This window comes from Endozoicomonas montiporae CL-33 (assembly GCF_001583435.1).
GTDB classification, from domain to species: domain Bacteria; phylum Pseudomonadota; class Gammaproteobacteria; order Pseudomonadales; family Endozoicomonadaceae; genus Endozoicomonas_A; species Endozoicomonas_A montiporae.
Genome location: NZ_CP013251.1, coordinates 903,038 through 917,795, shown reverse-complemented (window position 1 = coordinate 917,795; position 14,758 = coordinate 903,038). Strand labels below are relative to the sequence as shown.

The window sequence follows — 14,758 nt, the reverse complement described above, 5'->3', positions numbered from 1 at the left end:
TGGGCCGGGAGTCTTTGAGGCTATGACCAATCACTGTAAAAACCAAGTCTCACTCAAAGCCTGTAACAACCCTCTTTCTAAACGGACTCCATCGGGTAATCACCAATGCCAGAACAATCAGCACACACCCCAGTAACCCCTGCATTTCAAACACCTCATTAAACATCCACACACCCAGTAGTGATGTCCAGACCGGTTCCAGAATCATAATGATGGCCGTACGATTGGGCTCTGAGTGTTTAAAGCCCCAGGTCTGGCAACAAAATCGCAGGCAGGTGGCCACAAAGATGGAAATGCACAGAATAACTCCAGCGTCCGATGTCATTGAGATACTGATTGGCTCAAACAAAAGAGAGCCTGCCAGTGAAACAACGCCCACCAGATACATTTGAATGGTGGTCAGAGCCATAGCCGGTATCCCCTGTCCAAACCGGTTCAATAGAATTGCATGTAGAGCATAAAGACAGGCCGCCAGCAGAAATAAAACCTGAGCCGGTTCAAACTGCCAGTTACCATCCAGCACCAGCAATCCCAGCCCCGTCACCGCCACAGGTAAGGCAAAAAATACCTGTCCCGGAATCGATATTTTAAACAGAAAATAACCAATGAACGGCACAAGCAGTGTTTTTGTGCTGGTTATAAATGCCCCTTCACCAATTTGTTCCGACAGACTGACCGCATAGATCCAGACAATGGATGCCATAACCAGCACCAGTCCGGTCTTGACTGCTAGCCACAGAGACTCCTGTTTCAACTGAACCAGCTGTTTGTAGCAAAACAGAGTCAGTAGCAGAGCAGAAACCGAAAAACGTATGCCAGTAAACAATAACGGGGGCATTAACCCGGTGCCCAGCTGAGAAGTCACCCAGCCAATCGCTACCAGGACAGTCAGGGTTAGAATAGCCAGATCGGCTTTATAGGAATAACTCATTGTGTTTGGGTAACTCCTGAATAACACAGAAAACAGGAGAGTAAGCACGAAACCGGCTCTTCTGAAGAGCCAGTTTCGAAATACCCATGGAACCAATGAGTACTCAGCGACTTAAGGCAATAATCTTGTCAGACGCCTGGTGAGCCGATTCGGCGTATGGACTCAGTACATAGTCCGAGCCATAACCTTCGAAACATTCTACATCTTCAGAGCTGTCCACGCAGATCACTGTACTTCCCTGATAGTCCAGGGCATTCAGGTTTTCCAGCAGCGCCTTGTTCAGGGAGCGATCCCTGATAGTACTGATAATGCACTGAACCGAATCAAGAGAGGTTCCGGCAATCAACTCCGGATCTTCAATGTCACCGTAGTGCATGGAAAAACCAGCCTGAGCATACTGTTCAACGGTACGGGGATCATAATCAATAGCCAGAACCCGCTTACCTTCCTGCTGCAGGTTTTCTGCCAGTACCGCACCGAAGCGTCCGATACCAATCATGATCATATCAAAGGGTTCGTCATCGTCACTGGCAGTTTCACGACCTGCGACGTTTTTTTCAAACCATGATAAATACGGTGACAATCGTTCAAACAGAGGCTGTGAATAAAGCATCATATACGTCGAAACACTGATAGTGATTAAACCCACCAGAGTGATTAACCCGACCGTGTTTTCGGAGATATGACCCAGACTCAAACCGAGTGCTGCAAGGATCAGCGAGAACTCAGAGATCTGTGCCACCGTGAGACCTGCCAGAAAACCGGTTCGTTTTCGATAACCCATCAGTCCCATAATCGCCATCACTATCACAGGGTTCCCCAGCAACACAAAGACAGAAAAGAGCAGTGCGGCGGGTATCTGGGCGGATAACAGACTCATATCCAGCCCACTGCCCAATTCGATAAAGAAGAACAGCAGCAGGAAGTCACGCAGGCTCACCAGTCGCGCAGCAATCTGCTCGCGATAAGGCGTTGAAGCTATGGAAATACCCGCCAGAAATGCACCGACTTCTTTACTGAAACCCAGTGCATGCCCTGCACAGGCACCCAGAACCGCCCAGCCGATGGAAAACAACACCAGCAGCTCCGAAGAACGGGCAATATGCTTCAGAGAGCCCGGCAGCACAAACCGCATCAGTAACGCTACAGTCACCAGCATCAGTACGCCTTTAAGCAGTATATTGATCGCTTCCTGCCCGAGACTAACGTCGCCAGTCGCCTGCCCTACAGCCATCAGGCCAATCATGACCAACACCACGACGATATCCTGCACAATCAGGAATCCAACAGCGATGCGCCCATGAAGCGTGTTCACTTCGCGCTTATCGGACAGGATTTTAACAATGATGATGGTACTGGAAAATGTCAGGGCCAGTGCCACATAGACGGCAGAAACCACCGGCATACCCAGAGCAATGGCTATCAAAAAACCAATAACCGAGGTAAAAAACACCTGCCCTAGACCGGATGCCAGAGCCACTGGCCCGACAGTCCGTATTACCTTGATGTCCAGCTTCAGGCCCACTACAAACAGCAGTAATGAAATCCCCAGTTTGGCAAACAACTCGACTTCACTGCTGGCTTCCACCAGTGAAATGCCTGAAGGCCCCAGAGCTACACCCAGAACGATAAAGGCGACAATCAGAGGTTGCTTTAAATAGAGCGCCAGAACACCGCCCAAAGAGGCCAGGCCGACAATAAGGCCAACCTGAAGAAACACGCTGTCGAACATGAATTATTATTCCCCCAGCAAGCCGCGGGCTTGCTTTAAACACAATGTAGTTATTGGGAGCACACGATAAGATAAACGACAGCAGAAGGATTTGACCTGACGCAAGTCTGTATGGCTGAACGCTTATAAAAGAGATTAACGATCCTTTTTCAGCACTTCCATATAGTGCCGGTGAGACCAGATGTGTCGTCCGATCATTGTGTTTTCACCGGTTTGAGGCTGTTCTTCAATCACCGAGCGTTTCCCGATGATCGTCGGTTTAGCCATCATCCTGAACGGGTTAGACAACCAGTGATTATTGACCGGATCATCCGTCACCAGATAATTATGAATCAGTTCATTAGCATTGGTTTTTTGTGATTGACTCAGGTCTGCCAACGTCTTCTTGCCCAACGCTGCCGGACTGAAGGTTCTGGCTTTCAAACCATGCTTGGCCGCAGAATAGGCTGCCAGCCCACCACCCAGAGAGTGACCGGTTAAACTCAGAGGCATTTTTTCCCGTTCCGCCATTCCTTGAATAACCCCGGCCAATTCTGCAGCCTGACGGTAAATGGTCGGCACACTCCAACCCACAAAGTTTCGTATGTCGGCTTTGATTTGCCCCCAGGTCAAATTAAACCGCTTTCTCCTGATTTCACCCGCCTGTTGTTCAAACAACCGGATATCGCTGCCTGATTTGGTGCCGCCAAAGGCCAGCGTCAGGCTGTTATTCTGGTTGTTTCGGGTGAGTGTGGCTGTCAGCCCGGTGCGGGGGGCAAAGAGAATACCTTCAGACGACAGTCTCATGGTTTTCAGTAACGGATGCGCCTTTTGAATAGTGCTTAAAACGGGAGCAGACCCGGCGGCAGGCACATCAGCCAGCAAAGGCGTAATCTGTTTAAAGAAGTCGATGTGGATTTCGTTCAAAGGCTGCAACCCTGACGATGACTTATCCCCACTCAGCGACGTAATCACTGCGTCATCACCGCCATGCAAGCGTTCCGCTTCAGAAACATCCTCCCAATTCATCCAGTAGGGTAACTGGGATAAAGCCGAGTCTATGGCTATCTCGCGCTTTTCTGACAAGTTCCGGGTCAAAGGTACTTTTTCCCAGTACTCTCCGCGCCCCGGAGGTCGGGCAGTGGTATTAATAAGAGTAAGAGAACCACTGACGACCCGATCTACCAGACGCATTCCCGGAATCCAGCGAAAGGCAGCCTCCTTACACCAGCGAATAAACCGCTTCCCGGGGCTTAGCCTGACTTTCCACTGCTTGAATGCTTTACCGGTATCCGGCTGCGGAGTTCGGGGGTCAGAGTAAGGTGGAGGTGCCGTTTTCCGGCCTGTGCCCCTGATATCATTGCCCACTGTCGCTCTCCTGCTCTGATCCGGTCTTTATTCTTAAGTAGAGCACACGACACAGGGGCAATCAGATGCTAGACGGTTATTTCGATCCTATTACGATCCGGATCAAACACGACACTCTCGTAATAACCATCACCCGTTCGTCTGGGCCCGTCCAGCACCTCGTAACCATCCTCCGAAAGTTTGGCCGTTAGCCGGTCCACTTCCGCTTCAGAACCCACAGACATAGCCAGATGGATCAATCCGGTAAACTGCTGGTATGGATCGTCTTTTGAACCGGGTACCGTGGGCATTGCCATGATTTCAAGGCGTGCGCCGCTGTCAAAACTCAGAAAATAGGACGAGAAGCCTTTCTTCTCATTCATGTACTTGTCATTGGAACGGGCAGAGAAATACCGTTCATAAAAGGCTTTAAGACGCTCTATATCTTTCGACCAAATGGCAATATGTTCAATCTTCATAGTGACCGTTATCTTTAAATATCATCAGAATCAGTCCAGACTTTTTTCGTCTGAAACCGCTCTGGCAGTTCCCACTGGTTCGCTTCAAACATCTGTATAAGCAGGTTCTGAAGCACAGTGGATTGGGTATTCAACATAATCTGCTGATAGAAATGCACCAGTGGCTGACCATGAAGGTCACGGGAACACTGTCTGATCAGGTTGACGGCTTTCAACATCACTCAGTTCCTCACTACCGCGTTAAGATGCCGCTATTATCAGAACATTCAGGGAAGTAAAAAACAGTTTAACAGGCATTTTAGTTTTCCCCGTTTTCGCTAAAATCCCGTCTGCAAACCCTGTTTAACCAGAGAAAAGGCTAAAACAGGGAAAAATAAGGATGAAGGAGTTCCTGTTTTGGTAGAAATTAAGCGCTTTCGATACTACCGTAGACTGGCCAAACTGGGGGCCGGTCAGGATTGCCGAATCAGTCTGGATGACGTCGCCAACACATTGGTCACCAGTAAACGTCATGCAAGAAACCTGTTGAAAGAAATGCAGGCATTCGACTGGCTGGAATGGCAGCCCAGTGTCGGCCGTAACCAGCGTTCACGTCTTTATCTGAAGTATCAGGTTGACGAACTGCAGCAGCAAGTCGCCCGCAGATTGATTGAACAGGGCAACTATGATCAGGCACTGGAGTTTCTGGATAATGATCACCAGGGCTTTGGTCATTTACTCAGGGAAACGTCCGGTGCCAGCAACCGGTCCGGACAGTTGCATTTGCAGCTCACCTATCCGAGAACTTTTGGCCCTCTTTTACCGCATTTACCACAGCGGAACAGCGAACGTTTTTTTCTAAGACAGGTGTATTCCAATTTAGTGTACTGTTCCGAAGCCGGTGTTGTGTCACCCGGACTGGCACACCACTGGCACCACAATGAATCGGCAGACATCTGGACATTTTATCTCAGACCGAACCTCAGTTTTCATAATGGTGACAAGATTGATGCGCTCTGTCTGGTCAAGCTGTTCGAGCACCTTAAAGCCCTACCGCGTTATCAAACCGAGCTGGCGCATCTGGGTACTATAGAAGCCAGACAACCTCTCTGCCTTGAATTTACTTTGACGACACCCGACCTGGGTTTTCATGGTCTGCTGGCGGATACACGATATGCTATTCAACCGCCGGAACAGGTGCAGCAGTCATTAATGCGCAAAGTGACTGGCAGCGGCGCATTTCAGGTTATGGAGCACAACCAGCACCTGCAACTGAGCGCATTCACGGACTACTATCATTGCCGCGCACTCCCCGATGAAGTCACCATCTGGAACGTCCCCCATGAGGGTCGTGAACTAATGGAACTAACCGGATTGTCTGACCAGAAAAACACTGAAACCGATGCCGGTTATACCCGTTGTCAGTACTCTCTGGAAAGACAGCAGGCAGAACCAGCGCGGAGCAGTAGCAAGCAAAAACAGCTGGAATATGGTTGTATCTACCTGCTATTTAATCAGAACACGCCTGAGCCATTAACTCTGACTCAACGACGCTGGCTCAGTACGCTGTTACACCCTCAACAACTGCTGCAACTGGCGACTCCCGAAACCAGCACCGGCATAGAACCCGCTTTCAATCTGCTCCCTTTCTGGAGCCCGGTCAAAAAGCCCGCTTCAGAAAAAGCCAGACTTCCGGATCACCTGAACATTGCCATTCACGATCAGTATGATGTAAGAAAGACCGCTCTATCGGTCAAACAGCTACTGGAACAATCCGGCGTTCAGTGCTCCATATCAATTTATCCACTGGCAACACTGCAGTGTCAGGACAAAGTGACCCAACTGGACGAAAACCTTTTTATCGTCAGCCACAACCTCGATGACAACCGCCCCTCATCAGCCTATCGCTGGTTCCTGTCCGATCCACTGCTCAATAGTGCTATCAGTACCGGAAATCAAAATTGGCTGAAACATCAGTTGCAGGCGATGCGGCAAACGACACCGTTAAGTCATTATCTGAAAGAGCTGGAGCATTTGGCGACAACCATGATTTCAGAGTGCTGGCTGATGCCTTTTTATCACCAGTGGCAGAGCTTATATTTTCACGATATTTTGCAAGATGTGACCATGACCGAATGGGGCTGGCCCGACATAAGGGAAGTATGGATGCCTGAATAGTTCAGTGTCGTTTATCTGGTATCCGATTAGACACATACACAGCAGGAGCTATCTTAAACCTAAATTCATCACTTGAGAATCCCGACTAAACTGTAACCCCATCTGCGAAGAGGGATACAGATGATTTTTCCACCAAAATCTGTTCACCCAAAAGGTGAACTTAAAGAACTCAGCAAAAAGTGCTCAACGACCTCTCTTGAAGTGGACACGTTTGAGGGAAAAATCCATGTTGAGTGGGAACCTGGCGCATCAGTCACACCAATGGGGCAGTTACCCTTTTTTATTCAGTTTTTAAAAACAGGTTGTAGATTTGAACCATGGGTTGAAGATTGCCCTTTAACTTACAAAAGCAATAACGCACCTGAAAAAGTTAATGTAATAGGTTCCCTTTTTCTCTCAATACTCTCAGGTCACAAACGTTATGCTCATATTGGAACGTTAACCGGGGATGGAGTGAATCCCAAATTACTGGGTATGACAAAGGTAGTCAGTGATGATTCTGCTCGTCGGGGTTTACTCAAAATAGATGAGAAAGAAGGTGTTGAATGGATGCAGCATCATTTGCAGGAATGCTATGAACCCTTATTAAAGTTACCATGGATATTAGATGTCGACGTTACGATAAAAACCATTTACGGAAGTCAGGAAGGAGCAGAAACAGGTTATAACCCTCATAAGAAAGGGCGTCCTTCACATACTTATCATTCTTACATGATGGCTAATTTAAAGCTGGTTCTTGATGTTGAAGTTCAGCCCGGTGATAAAGGAAACAGTAAGCATTCATTGCCCGGTTTAATAAATCTATTAAACCGTCTACCAAAAGAGTGTTGGCCTGAATTTGTTCGAGGTGATTGTGACTGGGGCAGTGACAGAGTGATGTCAGAACTCGAACAAGCAAATTGTGGTTATCTATTCAAAGTAAAGAAGACAGCCAACGTCAAAAAGTCCATATACCATGCGCACTGTAGCGGGGGATGGGTTCGCTACAACAGATATTGGGAAGGCAAGGAGTCAGAATTAAAACTAGGTGGTTGGGAGAAATCAAGACGAATCATTATTGTTCGAAGAAGATTATCAGGTGATTCTCTGTTGCTGGAGAAAGAGAATAATAAGAAGCAAAAAGAAATCGCTTTTATCTCAGACCCTGAAAACATCAAACTCTTTGAGTACTCAGTATTAGTGACCAGTCTTGATAATGACGTTGTATCCATCATAGATCATTACAGAGACAGAGCTGACTGTGAAAATAATTTTGATGAAATCAAAAATCACTGGGGATGGGGAGGTTACACAACCAAGGATATAAAGCGATGTCGTATTCTATCAAGGATGGTTGCACTGGCATATAACTGGTGGACTTTGTTTGTAAGACTGAGCAATCCTGATTCGCATAAAGAAGCAATAACCAGCAGGCCATTATTGATGAGTGCTATTGGCAAGTTAACAGAGAGTGGGCGTAAGAAAAAAATAACGATTACCAGTCAGCATAATTTGATAAAAAAGATCCAAACAATGCAGGAAGATCTCTGTGTATTTTTTGATGCCATTAAGAAGACTGCAGCGCAGTTGACTCCAATTGATATCTGGTGCCGAATATTAACGAGGGCTGTGTCGAAATTTTTAACAAAAGGTGAAATTATTACGCCTGTCCAGCTTATTAACTCAAGTTAAGCGAAAGCAAGGTTTAGCAGGATAGTAGCTGGCATTGCTCTCTTAGAGCGCGGTGGGTAATCGCTCAACTGCTGAATTTAGGTTAAAAAGATCACTTATGCTTACCGGGCAGGCTTGTCAGATGTCGTTTAACTGATATTTTCTGTTGATGAATCAAGCATCTCTCAACCCGACTGCCCTTTCCCTTATTCGCTCAACGTGTTCGCACAAAAAGGCTCGTAGTACCGAAGGCTGCATTTTTACTGAAAAAGAACGCTCTGTAGACCAGAGAATTCAGCAGCTACTAGGAGCCTGTCCGAGAATAGTCTGACCTACCGGCAACTGCTCCTGCGTTGCCCTAGCTCCGGCATCCATGCCGTCGTGCGGTCGTAGTAAATTGGTCTAAAAATCCGATTTTGTTCGTCAAATAGCTCGCTATTCTCCTCTCAAAACCGAATTTTTATCCTCAATTTTCTACGATCCTCGCTACGGGCGCTATTCTCGGGCAGCCTCCTAGCGAACTTTCTAATAGTTTTTTACCACCCCTACGGAACCCATAAAGAGCCATCATTTTTTATTCATTTTAAACACAGGTAAACCCATGAACATCGTTAGTATTGGAACCATTACCGCACCTTACAACACTCTGGCTGAGTGCCCGAATAATGTGGACAATCTATCGGGACCACTGTGTATTGAGGAAAAATACAAGGCAGGCATTACAGGCCTGAAAGCCGGAAAATCCATCGACATACTGTACTGGTTCCATGAAACCGACAAAGAAACCTTGTTGCAAAAATCACATTTTCGCAATGAAGACAAAGCATTAATGGGAGCATTCTCTTTGCGCTCACCGAACCGGCCAAACCCGATTGCTCTGGCAAAGCTGACCATTGTTGATATTGAAGAGGGAAAGATAGTAGTCAGAGAGCTTGATTGCCTGAACGGCACCAGCATTATTGATATCAAGCCTTCTATCAGTTAACTGGCCTGATTCAAAACCTTAAAAACGAATTGAGTCAAAAGGCTCAAGTCGTTTTTTCATTTCTATTTACAACAGCTGCGACAAAACAAAACTAATAATCACCAGTGTTCCAACGCCCAGAACAAAGACATCCCACAAAGCTTTGCGATATTGCTGAAGCTTTTTCGAACGATACAAACCGGCAATAGGCAGAAAGAAAATAATGATTGCCATCATCGGGGCAACCACAGCCTCCATAATGCCAAGCACACTCCAGTTACCCACTCCGGCAATCCAGCAGCTTAACGCAATGATAAACAGGCTGGCTCTGTGCACATGCCCTGCCGACACCACTTTACCGGGACAGAATGAACGAACACCCTGACTTAACAGGCCATTCATCAGCTCGATCACCCCCAGGAAGAAGCCAAAGAAAGAAGTCATAATGGCAACAAAGGCAATAATAGGCGTGATGGTAGAAAAGAACCGGTTACCGGGCTGATTCGCCAGTACCGACAACGTTGGTAGATTATCAGCCTTCGCCTGTGCCAACTGCTCGGGGGTTAATGCCATCACACAGGAAAAGACAAAGAATAGGGTTATGCCCAGCAGAATCAGGGCACTGCGCATATGAATGCTGTCGGTCTTGCGAATACAGGCATGAATATCGGGATTTTCCTGCCGGTAAGACCGGGCAAAGGTGGAACACACCGGCGCGTGATAAAAGGAGAACACCAAAACCGGCAGTGCCAACAGGAAGGTCTCTGCACCTTTATGCAGTGAAATGGGCTGCATCAGATAATCCATACGCCATTGCGGTATGAGATAAACAGCGATCCCCAGCAATACAATAGTGAGTGGAAACACCATGCGCCGAAACAGCCTTAACAACCTCTGTTCCGTACCGCAAAAAACGCCAACCATCGCCATGACCAGACCAAACACCACCAGTGAACGCGAAGGCACCGCCCAGTTCAGCTGATTCACCATAAAGCTGATGGTGACATTGCTGATCCCGATGGTGTACAGCAACAAAACCGGAAACATGGACAGAAAACACACCAGCATCAGCCATTTGGCAACGGCTGATCCGAACGTGTCTTCAACGTGGGTGGAAAAATCATTGTCAGGTTGTCTGGAGGCCAGACAGAAGCGGGTAAGGGTTCGATGGGTCAGATACACCATTGGCCCGCTCACCAGCGCCATCAATACCAGAGGCCAGAAGCCTCCAATGCCGGCATTAATAGGCAGATACAGTAATCCGGCACCAATGCCTGTACCGATATGACTGAACATCCAGCCGGTATCTTTTGCCGTCCACTGGGAATGAATACCCGGTTCGCCAACAGGCGATTCAAGACTTTGATCAGACATGGGCCTCCCGGCATCTATCGATAAATACCGGAACAGTATAGGACAGACCCGATGAGTGAATGATCATTCCATAAATGGTCAAAGTCACTACCTTGACCACGTTTTGTCTCCAAATCCTTCCAGACATCCAATAAGAAGGCCTATTTCGCAGCCAGTTTCAGCAATTTACCCTCTTTTGCCAGCAAGTTAATGGTCAGCATTCCACTCCTGACGATCAGGTTATCACCTGCCAGAAGATCATCTGCCTGACCGGCTTCAATCCCAAGCTGCCACACCGGCAAATCCAGTGAAACAGGCTGCTTATCAGCATTCAGGACACAGATCACACGATCATCACCAAAGCTGCGCGCAAAAGCCAGTTGACGCCCCAGAGCATGTAGCCACTGGAAACTGCCCGTCTGCAAGGCTGCTTCTTCTTTTCGCACTGCTATCAGCTGCTGCACAAAACCCAGCATAGGGTGATTGGCTTCCACCCGTTCCCATGGGAAACAACGGCGGCAGTCCGGGTCCTGACCTCCCTCCAGAGCCACTTCGGTTCCGTAATAAAGGCAGGGAGTACCCACATAGGCAAACAACATGATCAGAGCCTGCTGCATCAAAGCCTGATCATTGTTCAGGAGAGTCAGGAAACGAGCGGTATCGTGACTGTCGAGCTGATTCAGTTGAGACAGCTGGTTAAGCCAGGGTATTTTGCTGCGGGCTTCATCCAGCCATTGCGCAAAAGTGGCAGCGTCGATCTGGCAAGGATGGTAACTGATATCCTGACCCGCCAGAAAAGCCCGGACAGGGTGGCCAAAACCATAGTAATTCATGGCACCGTCTTCCTGTTCCCCCTGCAGCCATGAGCTGGCCTCGAAGAAATGTTCCCCCAGAACAAAACTGTTCGGATTGACAGACTTCGCCGCTTGCCGGAAAGCCTGCACATAATGGGCATTATTCTTAGCTCCGACACCTTCACCGAGCATATGAATTACATCAAAACGCCAGCCATCAATAGTGTAAGGCGGTTTCAGCCAGTGTTTGATGACTGCCTCGTCACCGGCATAAATGAAGTTCTGTACTTCAGGGTTAGAAAAGTTCAGCTTGGGCAGTGAGTCGATACCCTTCCAACTGATGTAAGTATCGGAATCTCCATCAAACTGATAGTAATGCCGGTAAGGAGAGTCGGGATGACCGAATGCACCTTTCCTCTGCATGGAATCATTGCGCTGATACTTATCAAACCATGAGTGATCAACAGACGTATGGTTAAAGACCGCATCCAGAATAATTCTCATGCCTCGCTGATGCAGTTTATTGACCATGACTGCAAATTGTTCGTTAGTGCCTAAATGAGGGTCAATGGTCAGATAATCGGTGGTGTCGTATTTATGGTTACTGGGTGCCTTGAAGATCGGGTTAAGGTATAAAGCAGTTACCCCCAGCTGCTCCAGATAATCAAGCTTGTTTTCAATGCCCCGTAAGTCACCACCGTAGAATTCACTGGCACCTGAAGAACCATGTCCGGCAACCGGCTCACCCCAGTCTTTCACCACAGTAGGACGCTCTGAACCTTTCAGACAGTATTCTCCGGCTCTGACGCTGATGGATGGATCACCATTATTAAAGCGGTCTGGAAAAATCTGGTAGAACACCTGTTGGCTGAACCAGTCAGGCGGTTGATGGCAACGATTGAACTTAAAATGAAACTCTCTGCCAGGTACTCGTTCAGTAACGCCTGACCCACTCAGCCACCATTGCTGATTTCTCGTTAACAGTTTAAAGCAATAAGCAGTTAAGTCTTTATCATGGTTCAGTGGCAGTTCGCCATGCCAGTAGCGTAGCCGGTTTTTGCGATCACCCGGCTTCATGGCAATCAGTTCTTCCTCATTATCGGGTTCACAGCGAATATACAGATGCTCTACAGCCAGTTCTGCCTTAATCGCCACTGTCACCCTGAGTGCATCGGGTATTTGCTCAACCCAGAATGCATCCTGCCCGTGAAATAAAAATGGCTGGTTCATTAGACTGATCTCGATCAGGTGGTGATATTTTCATCTATACCATAACTGCCTGCTGATCGACGTATAAAAACGTTACCACTCAGCAAGACATCTACAATCCACCATGAAAACCCTGCTGCCGCCAGGCTTCATAACTGACAATCGCGACTGAATTGGAAAGGTTCAAACTACGGTTGTCGGGACACATGGGAATGCGAAGCATGTTTTCCGGCTGCAATTTAGCCCTGACTTCATCGGTCAAACCATGGGTTTCGGCACCGAACAACAAAACGTCACCAGGCTGGTATTCAACCTCATGATAATGCTGCTTGCCTTTAGTAGTGATGGCAAGAATACGACGATCGCCCATTGCTTTGGCAAAAGCATCAAAGTCCGGGTGGATGGTAATACGTTCCATATCACGATAATCCAGCCCGGCTCGCCTGAGCTTTTTCTCTTCCAGATCAAACCCCAGTGGTTCAATAAGGTGCAGCTGGCAACCATTGTTTGAAACCAGCCGGATAATATTCCCGGTGTTCTGGGCGATTCGCGGTTCAAAGAGTGCTATATGAAACATGAAAGTTGTGTGTCACTGAAAAGAGAAAGGCCAAAACCAAAAAACGGCTAACTTTAAAGTCAGCCGTTTTTTGTATTCAGCATGGGTACAACAGACCGGTTAACAGTCTGCTGTCCTGAACAGAATCAGTTAACCGCAGCGGTACCCTGCTGTTCAGCCTGCTCACGCGCCTGCAGGTACAGAGCGTCGAAGTTGACCGGAGCCAGCATCAGCGGAGGGAAGCTGCCACGCAGAACCATGTTGTCGATTGCTTCACGAGCGTATGGGAACAGGATGTTCGGGCAGAACGCACCCAGAGTACGGTGCAGTTCGTCAGCGGCCAGACCTTTCACCAGGAAGACACCTGCCTGCTGAACTTCAGCCAGGAATGCAGTTTCACGGCTGCCTTCAGGGCCGTTCTCTACAGTGATGGTCAGGGACAGAACCACTTCGAACATGTCTTCCTGCAGCTGACGGTTGCTGGTGTTCAGATCCAGCTTAACTTCTGGCTGCCACTGCGCCTGAAACATTTCAGGAGACTTAGGGGATTCGAAGGACAGATCCTTCACGTAGATACGCTGCAGTGCAAACTGAGGCTGCTGCTCTTGCTGATTCTCAGCCATTATCAATTCCTTACTATAAGTTGGAATGCCTGTCAGTCTCTCTATACCCATCGCCTTTTAAGATGTGGGGGTGTAGGCTGCTCTCACTCACCCCGATCACCTACTATTCGTAGGCTCACGGGGCTTCGCTCGTTTGCCGCCTACCCACATCTCCAAATCCAATGGGTATAAGTGCTGACAGACAATCATTAAAAATCGCTTACCCACCATCAATGGGGACGGCAAAAAAAAATTCAAGCCTCAGGCAAGCAAATCATCTAATTTATCAGCAGACTCCAGTGCAAACAGATCGTCACAACCACCCACATGGGTGTCTCCGATCCAGATCTGGGGAACCGTGTGTCGTCCGGCTTTCTGAGTCATTTCCTGACGAACGTCAGGGCGGCCATCAACGCTGACAGTCTGGTAGTTAACCCCTTTACTGTCCAGCAGGCTCATTGCTCTGTGGCAAAACGGGCAGGTTGCTGAAATATAAATGGTGACAGGCTTCATGCCTTTATACCTCAAATAACGCTATTATTTTTTGACCAGTGGCAAGCCATCGGCAGTCCACGTGCTCAAACCGCCGCGCAGACGCAGAACATTCTGCAAACCGGCTTCCTTGAACTGCTTGCCAACCATGCCAGCGTGCTGACCCTGAGCATCAATAATGACAATCGGCTTGTCTTTATGCTTGTTCAGTTCTGCCACACGCTCTTTAACTTTGGCGAATGGCATGCTGATGGAATCAACAATGTGCCCTTTGTTGTAGTCGGCCTTTTCACGAACGTCCACAATAATCGCTTCCTGCTGGTTCACCAGCTGAGTCAGTTGCTGGGAGCTGATGTTGTGTCCACCCTTACGCATTTCGGTGAACACCAGAGCCGTAATCAGCGCCACCAGTGAGCCCACCAGCAGTGGGTGGTTGCCTATAAATTCGAGTAGCTGAGCCATGAATTAACCAGTCTTTCTAAAACGGAAAAGGCGCAAGTATACCGCTCCGGG

At 48.1% G+C, this 14,758-nt stretch carries 14 protein-coding genes; 3 read left to right on the top strand and 11 right to left on the bottom strand.

Going from position 1 to position 14,758, the window contains the following annotated elements:
- Nucleotides 1–49: 49 nt before the first annotated feature.
- The 5 genes from EZMO1_RS04080 to EZMO1_RS04060 all read right to left on the bottom strand — a co-directional run bounded on the left by EZMO1_RS04080 (nucleotide 50) and on the right by EZMO1_RS04060 (nucleotide 4,686).
- Nucleotides 50–931: a DMT family transporter gene (locus EZMO1_RS04080; protein WP_034872307.1), complete on the bottom strand. Its 882-nt coding sequence runs from the start codon at nucleotides 929–931 to the stop codon at nucleotides 50–52.
- A 103-nt stretch (nucleotides 932–1,034) separates the two neighbouring features.
- Nucleotides 1,035–2,663, bottom strand: coding sequence for a cation:proton antiporter (locus tag EZMO1_RS04075; RefSeq protein WP_034872306.1), 1,629 nt, complete (start codon nucleotides 2,661–2,663; stop codon nucleotides 1,035–1,037).
- Nucleotides 2,664–2,798: 135 nt separating this feature from the next.
- Nucleotides 2,799–4,010, bottom strand: a complete 1,212-nt coding sequence (locus EZMO1_RS04070) for a Tle-like phospholipase domain-containing protein (protein ID WP_034872305.1) — start codon at nucleotides 4,008–4,010, stop codon at nucleotides 2,799–2,801.
- Between the two features lie 68 nt (nucleotides 4,011–4,078).
- Nucleotides 4,079–4,468 carry a VOC family protein gene (locus tag EZMO1_RS04065; RefSeq protein ID WP_034872303.1) on the bottom strand — a complete coding sequence of 130 codons (390 nt, stop codon included), beginning with the start codon at nucleotides 4,466–4,468 and terminating at the stop codon, nucleotides 4,079–4,081.
- A 14-nt stretch (nucleotides 4,469–4,482) separates the two neighbouring features.
- The gene (locus EZMO1_RS04060; protein ID WP_034872301.1) at nucleotides 4,483–4,686 is read right to left on the bottom strand and encodes a hypothetical protein; all 204 of its coding nucleotides are present in this window, start codon (nucleotides 4,684–4,686) and stop codon (nucleotides 4,483–4,485) included.
- 178 nt (nucleotides 4,687–4,864) lie between these two features.
- Here EZMO1_RS04060 and EZMO1_RS04055 point away from each other — a divergent pair, with 178 nt between their 5' ends.
- The 3 genes from EZMO1_RS04055 (at nucleotide 4,865) to EZMO1_RS04045 (ending at nucleotide 9,260) form a co-directional block, all read left to right on the top strand.
- The gene (locus EZMO1_RS04055; protein WP_034872299.1) at nucleotides 4,865–6,625 is read left to right on the top strand and encodes an SgrR family transcriptional regulator; all 1,761 of its coding nucleotides are present in this window, start codon (nucleotides 4,865–4,867) and stop codon (nucleotides 6,623–6,625) included.
- Between the two features lie 120 nt (nucleotides 6,626–6,745).
- The gene (locus tag EZMO1_RS25290) at nucleotides 6,746–8,296 is read left to right on the top strand and encodes a transposase (RefSeq protein ID WP_082211531.1); all 1,551 of its coding nucleotides are present in this window, start codon (nucleotides 6,746–6,748) and stop codon (nucleotides 8,294–8,296) included.
- Nucleotides 8,297–8,876: 580 nt separating this feature from the next.
- Nucleotides 8,877–9,260 (top strand): TrmO family methyltransferase domain-containing protein, encoded by a 384-nt coding sequence (locus EZMO1_RS04045; RefSeq protein ID WP_034872298.1) that lies wholly within the window; start codon nucleotides 8,877–8,879, stop codon nucleotides 9,258–9,260.
- Between the two features lie 66 nt (nucleotides 9,261–9,326).
- On the opposite strand, the gene EZMO1_RS04040 is transcribed toward EZMO1_RS04045, so the two are convergent.
- From EZMO1_RS04040 to EZMO1_RS04015, 6 genes are all read right to left on the bottom strand, one after another.
- Nucleotides 9,327–10,613 carry an amino acid permease gene (locus EZMO1_RS04040; protein WP_034872297.1) on the bottom strand — a complete coding sequence of 429 codons (1,287 nt, stop codon included), beginning with the start codon at nucleotides 10,611–10,613 and terminating at the stop codon, nucleotides 9,327–9,329.
- Nucleotides 10,614–10,753: 140 nt separating this feature from the next.
- A complete protein-coding gene (gene malZ, locus EZMO1_RS04035; protein WP_034872296.1) occupies nucleotides 10,754–12,616 on the bottom strand; it encodes a maltodextrin glucosidase in 1,863 nt (620 codons plus the stop codon).
- A 91-nt stretch (nucleotides 12,617–12,707) separates the two neighbouring features.
- Nucleotides 12,708–13,172, bottom strand: coding sequence for a tRNA (cytidine(34)-2'-O)-methyltransferase (locus EZMO1_RS04030; RefSeq protein ID WP_034872295.1), 465 nt, complete (start codon nucleotides 13,170–13,172; stop codon nucleotides 12,708–12,710).
- Nucleotides 13,173–13,297: 125 nt separating this feature from the next.
- Entirely contained in the window at nucleotides 13,298–13,774 is a 477-nt protein-coding gene (gene secB, locus EZMO1_RS04025; protein WP_034872294.1) for a protein-export chaperone SecB, read from the bottom strand.
- A 240-nt stretch (nucleotides 13,775–14,014) separates the two neighbouring features.
- Complete coding sequence (gene grxC / locus EZMO1_RS04020; RefSeq protein WP_034872293.1) at nucleotides 14,015–14,266, bottom strand: glutaredoxin 3; 252 nt, start codon at nucleotides 14,264–14,266, stop codon at nucleotides 14,015–14,017.
- A 24-nt stretch (nucleotides 14,267–14,290) separates the two neighbouring features.
- Nucleotides 14,291–14,707, bottom strand: a complete 417-nt coding sequence (locus tag EZMO1_RS04015; RefSeq protein WP_034872292.1) for a rhodanese-like domain-containing protein — start codon at nucleotides 14,705–14,707, stop codon at nucleotides 14,291–14,293.
- Nucleotides 14,708–14,758 lie beyond the last annotated feature (51 nt).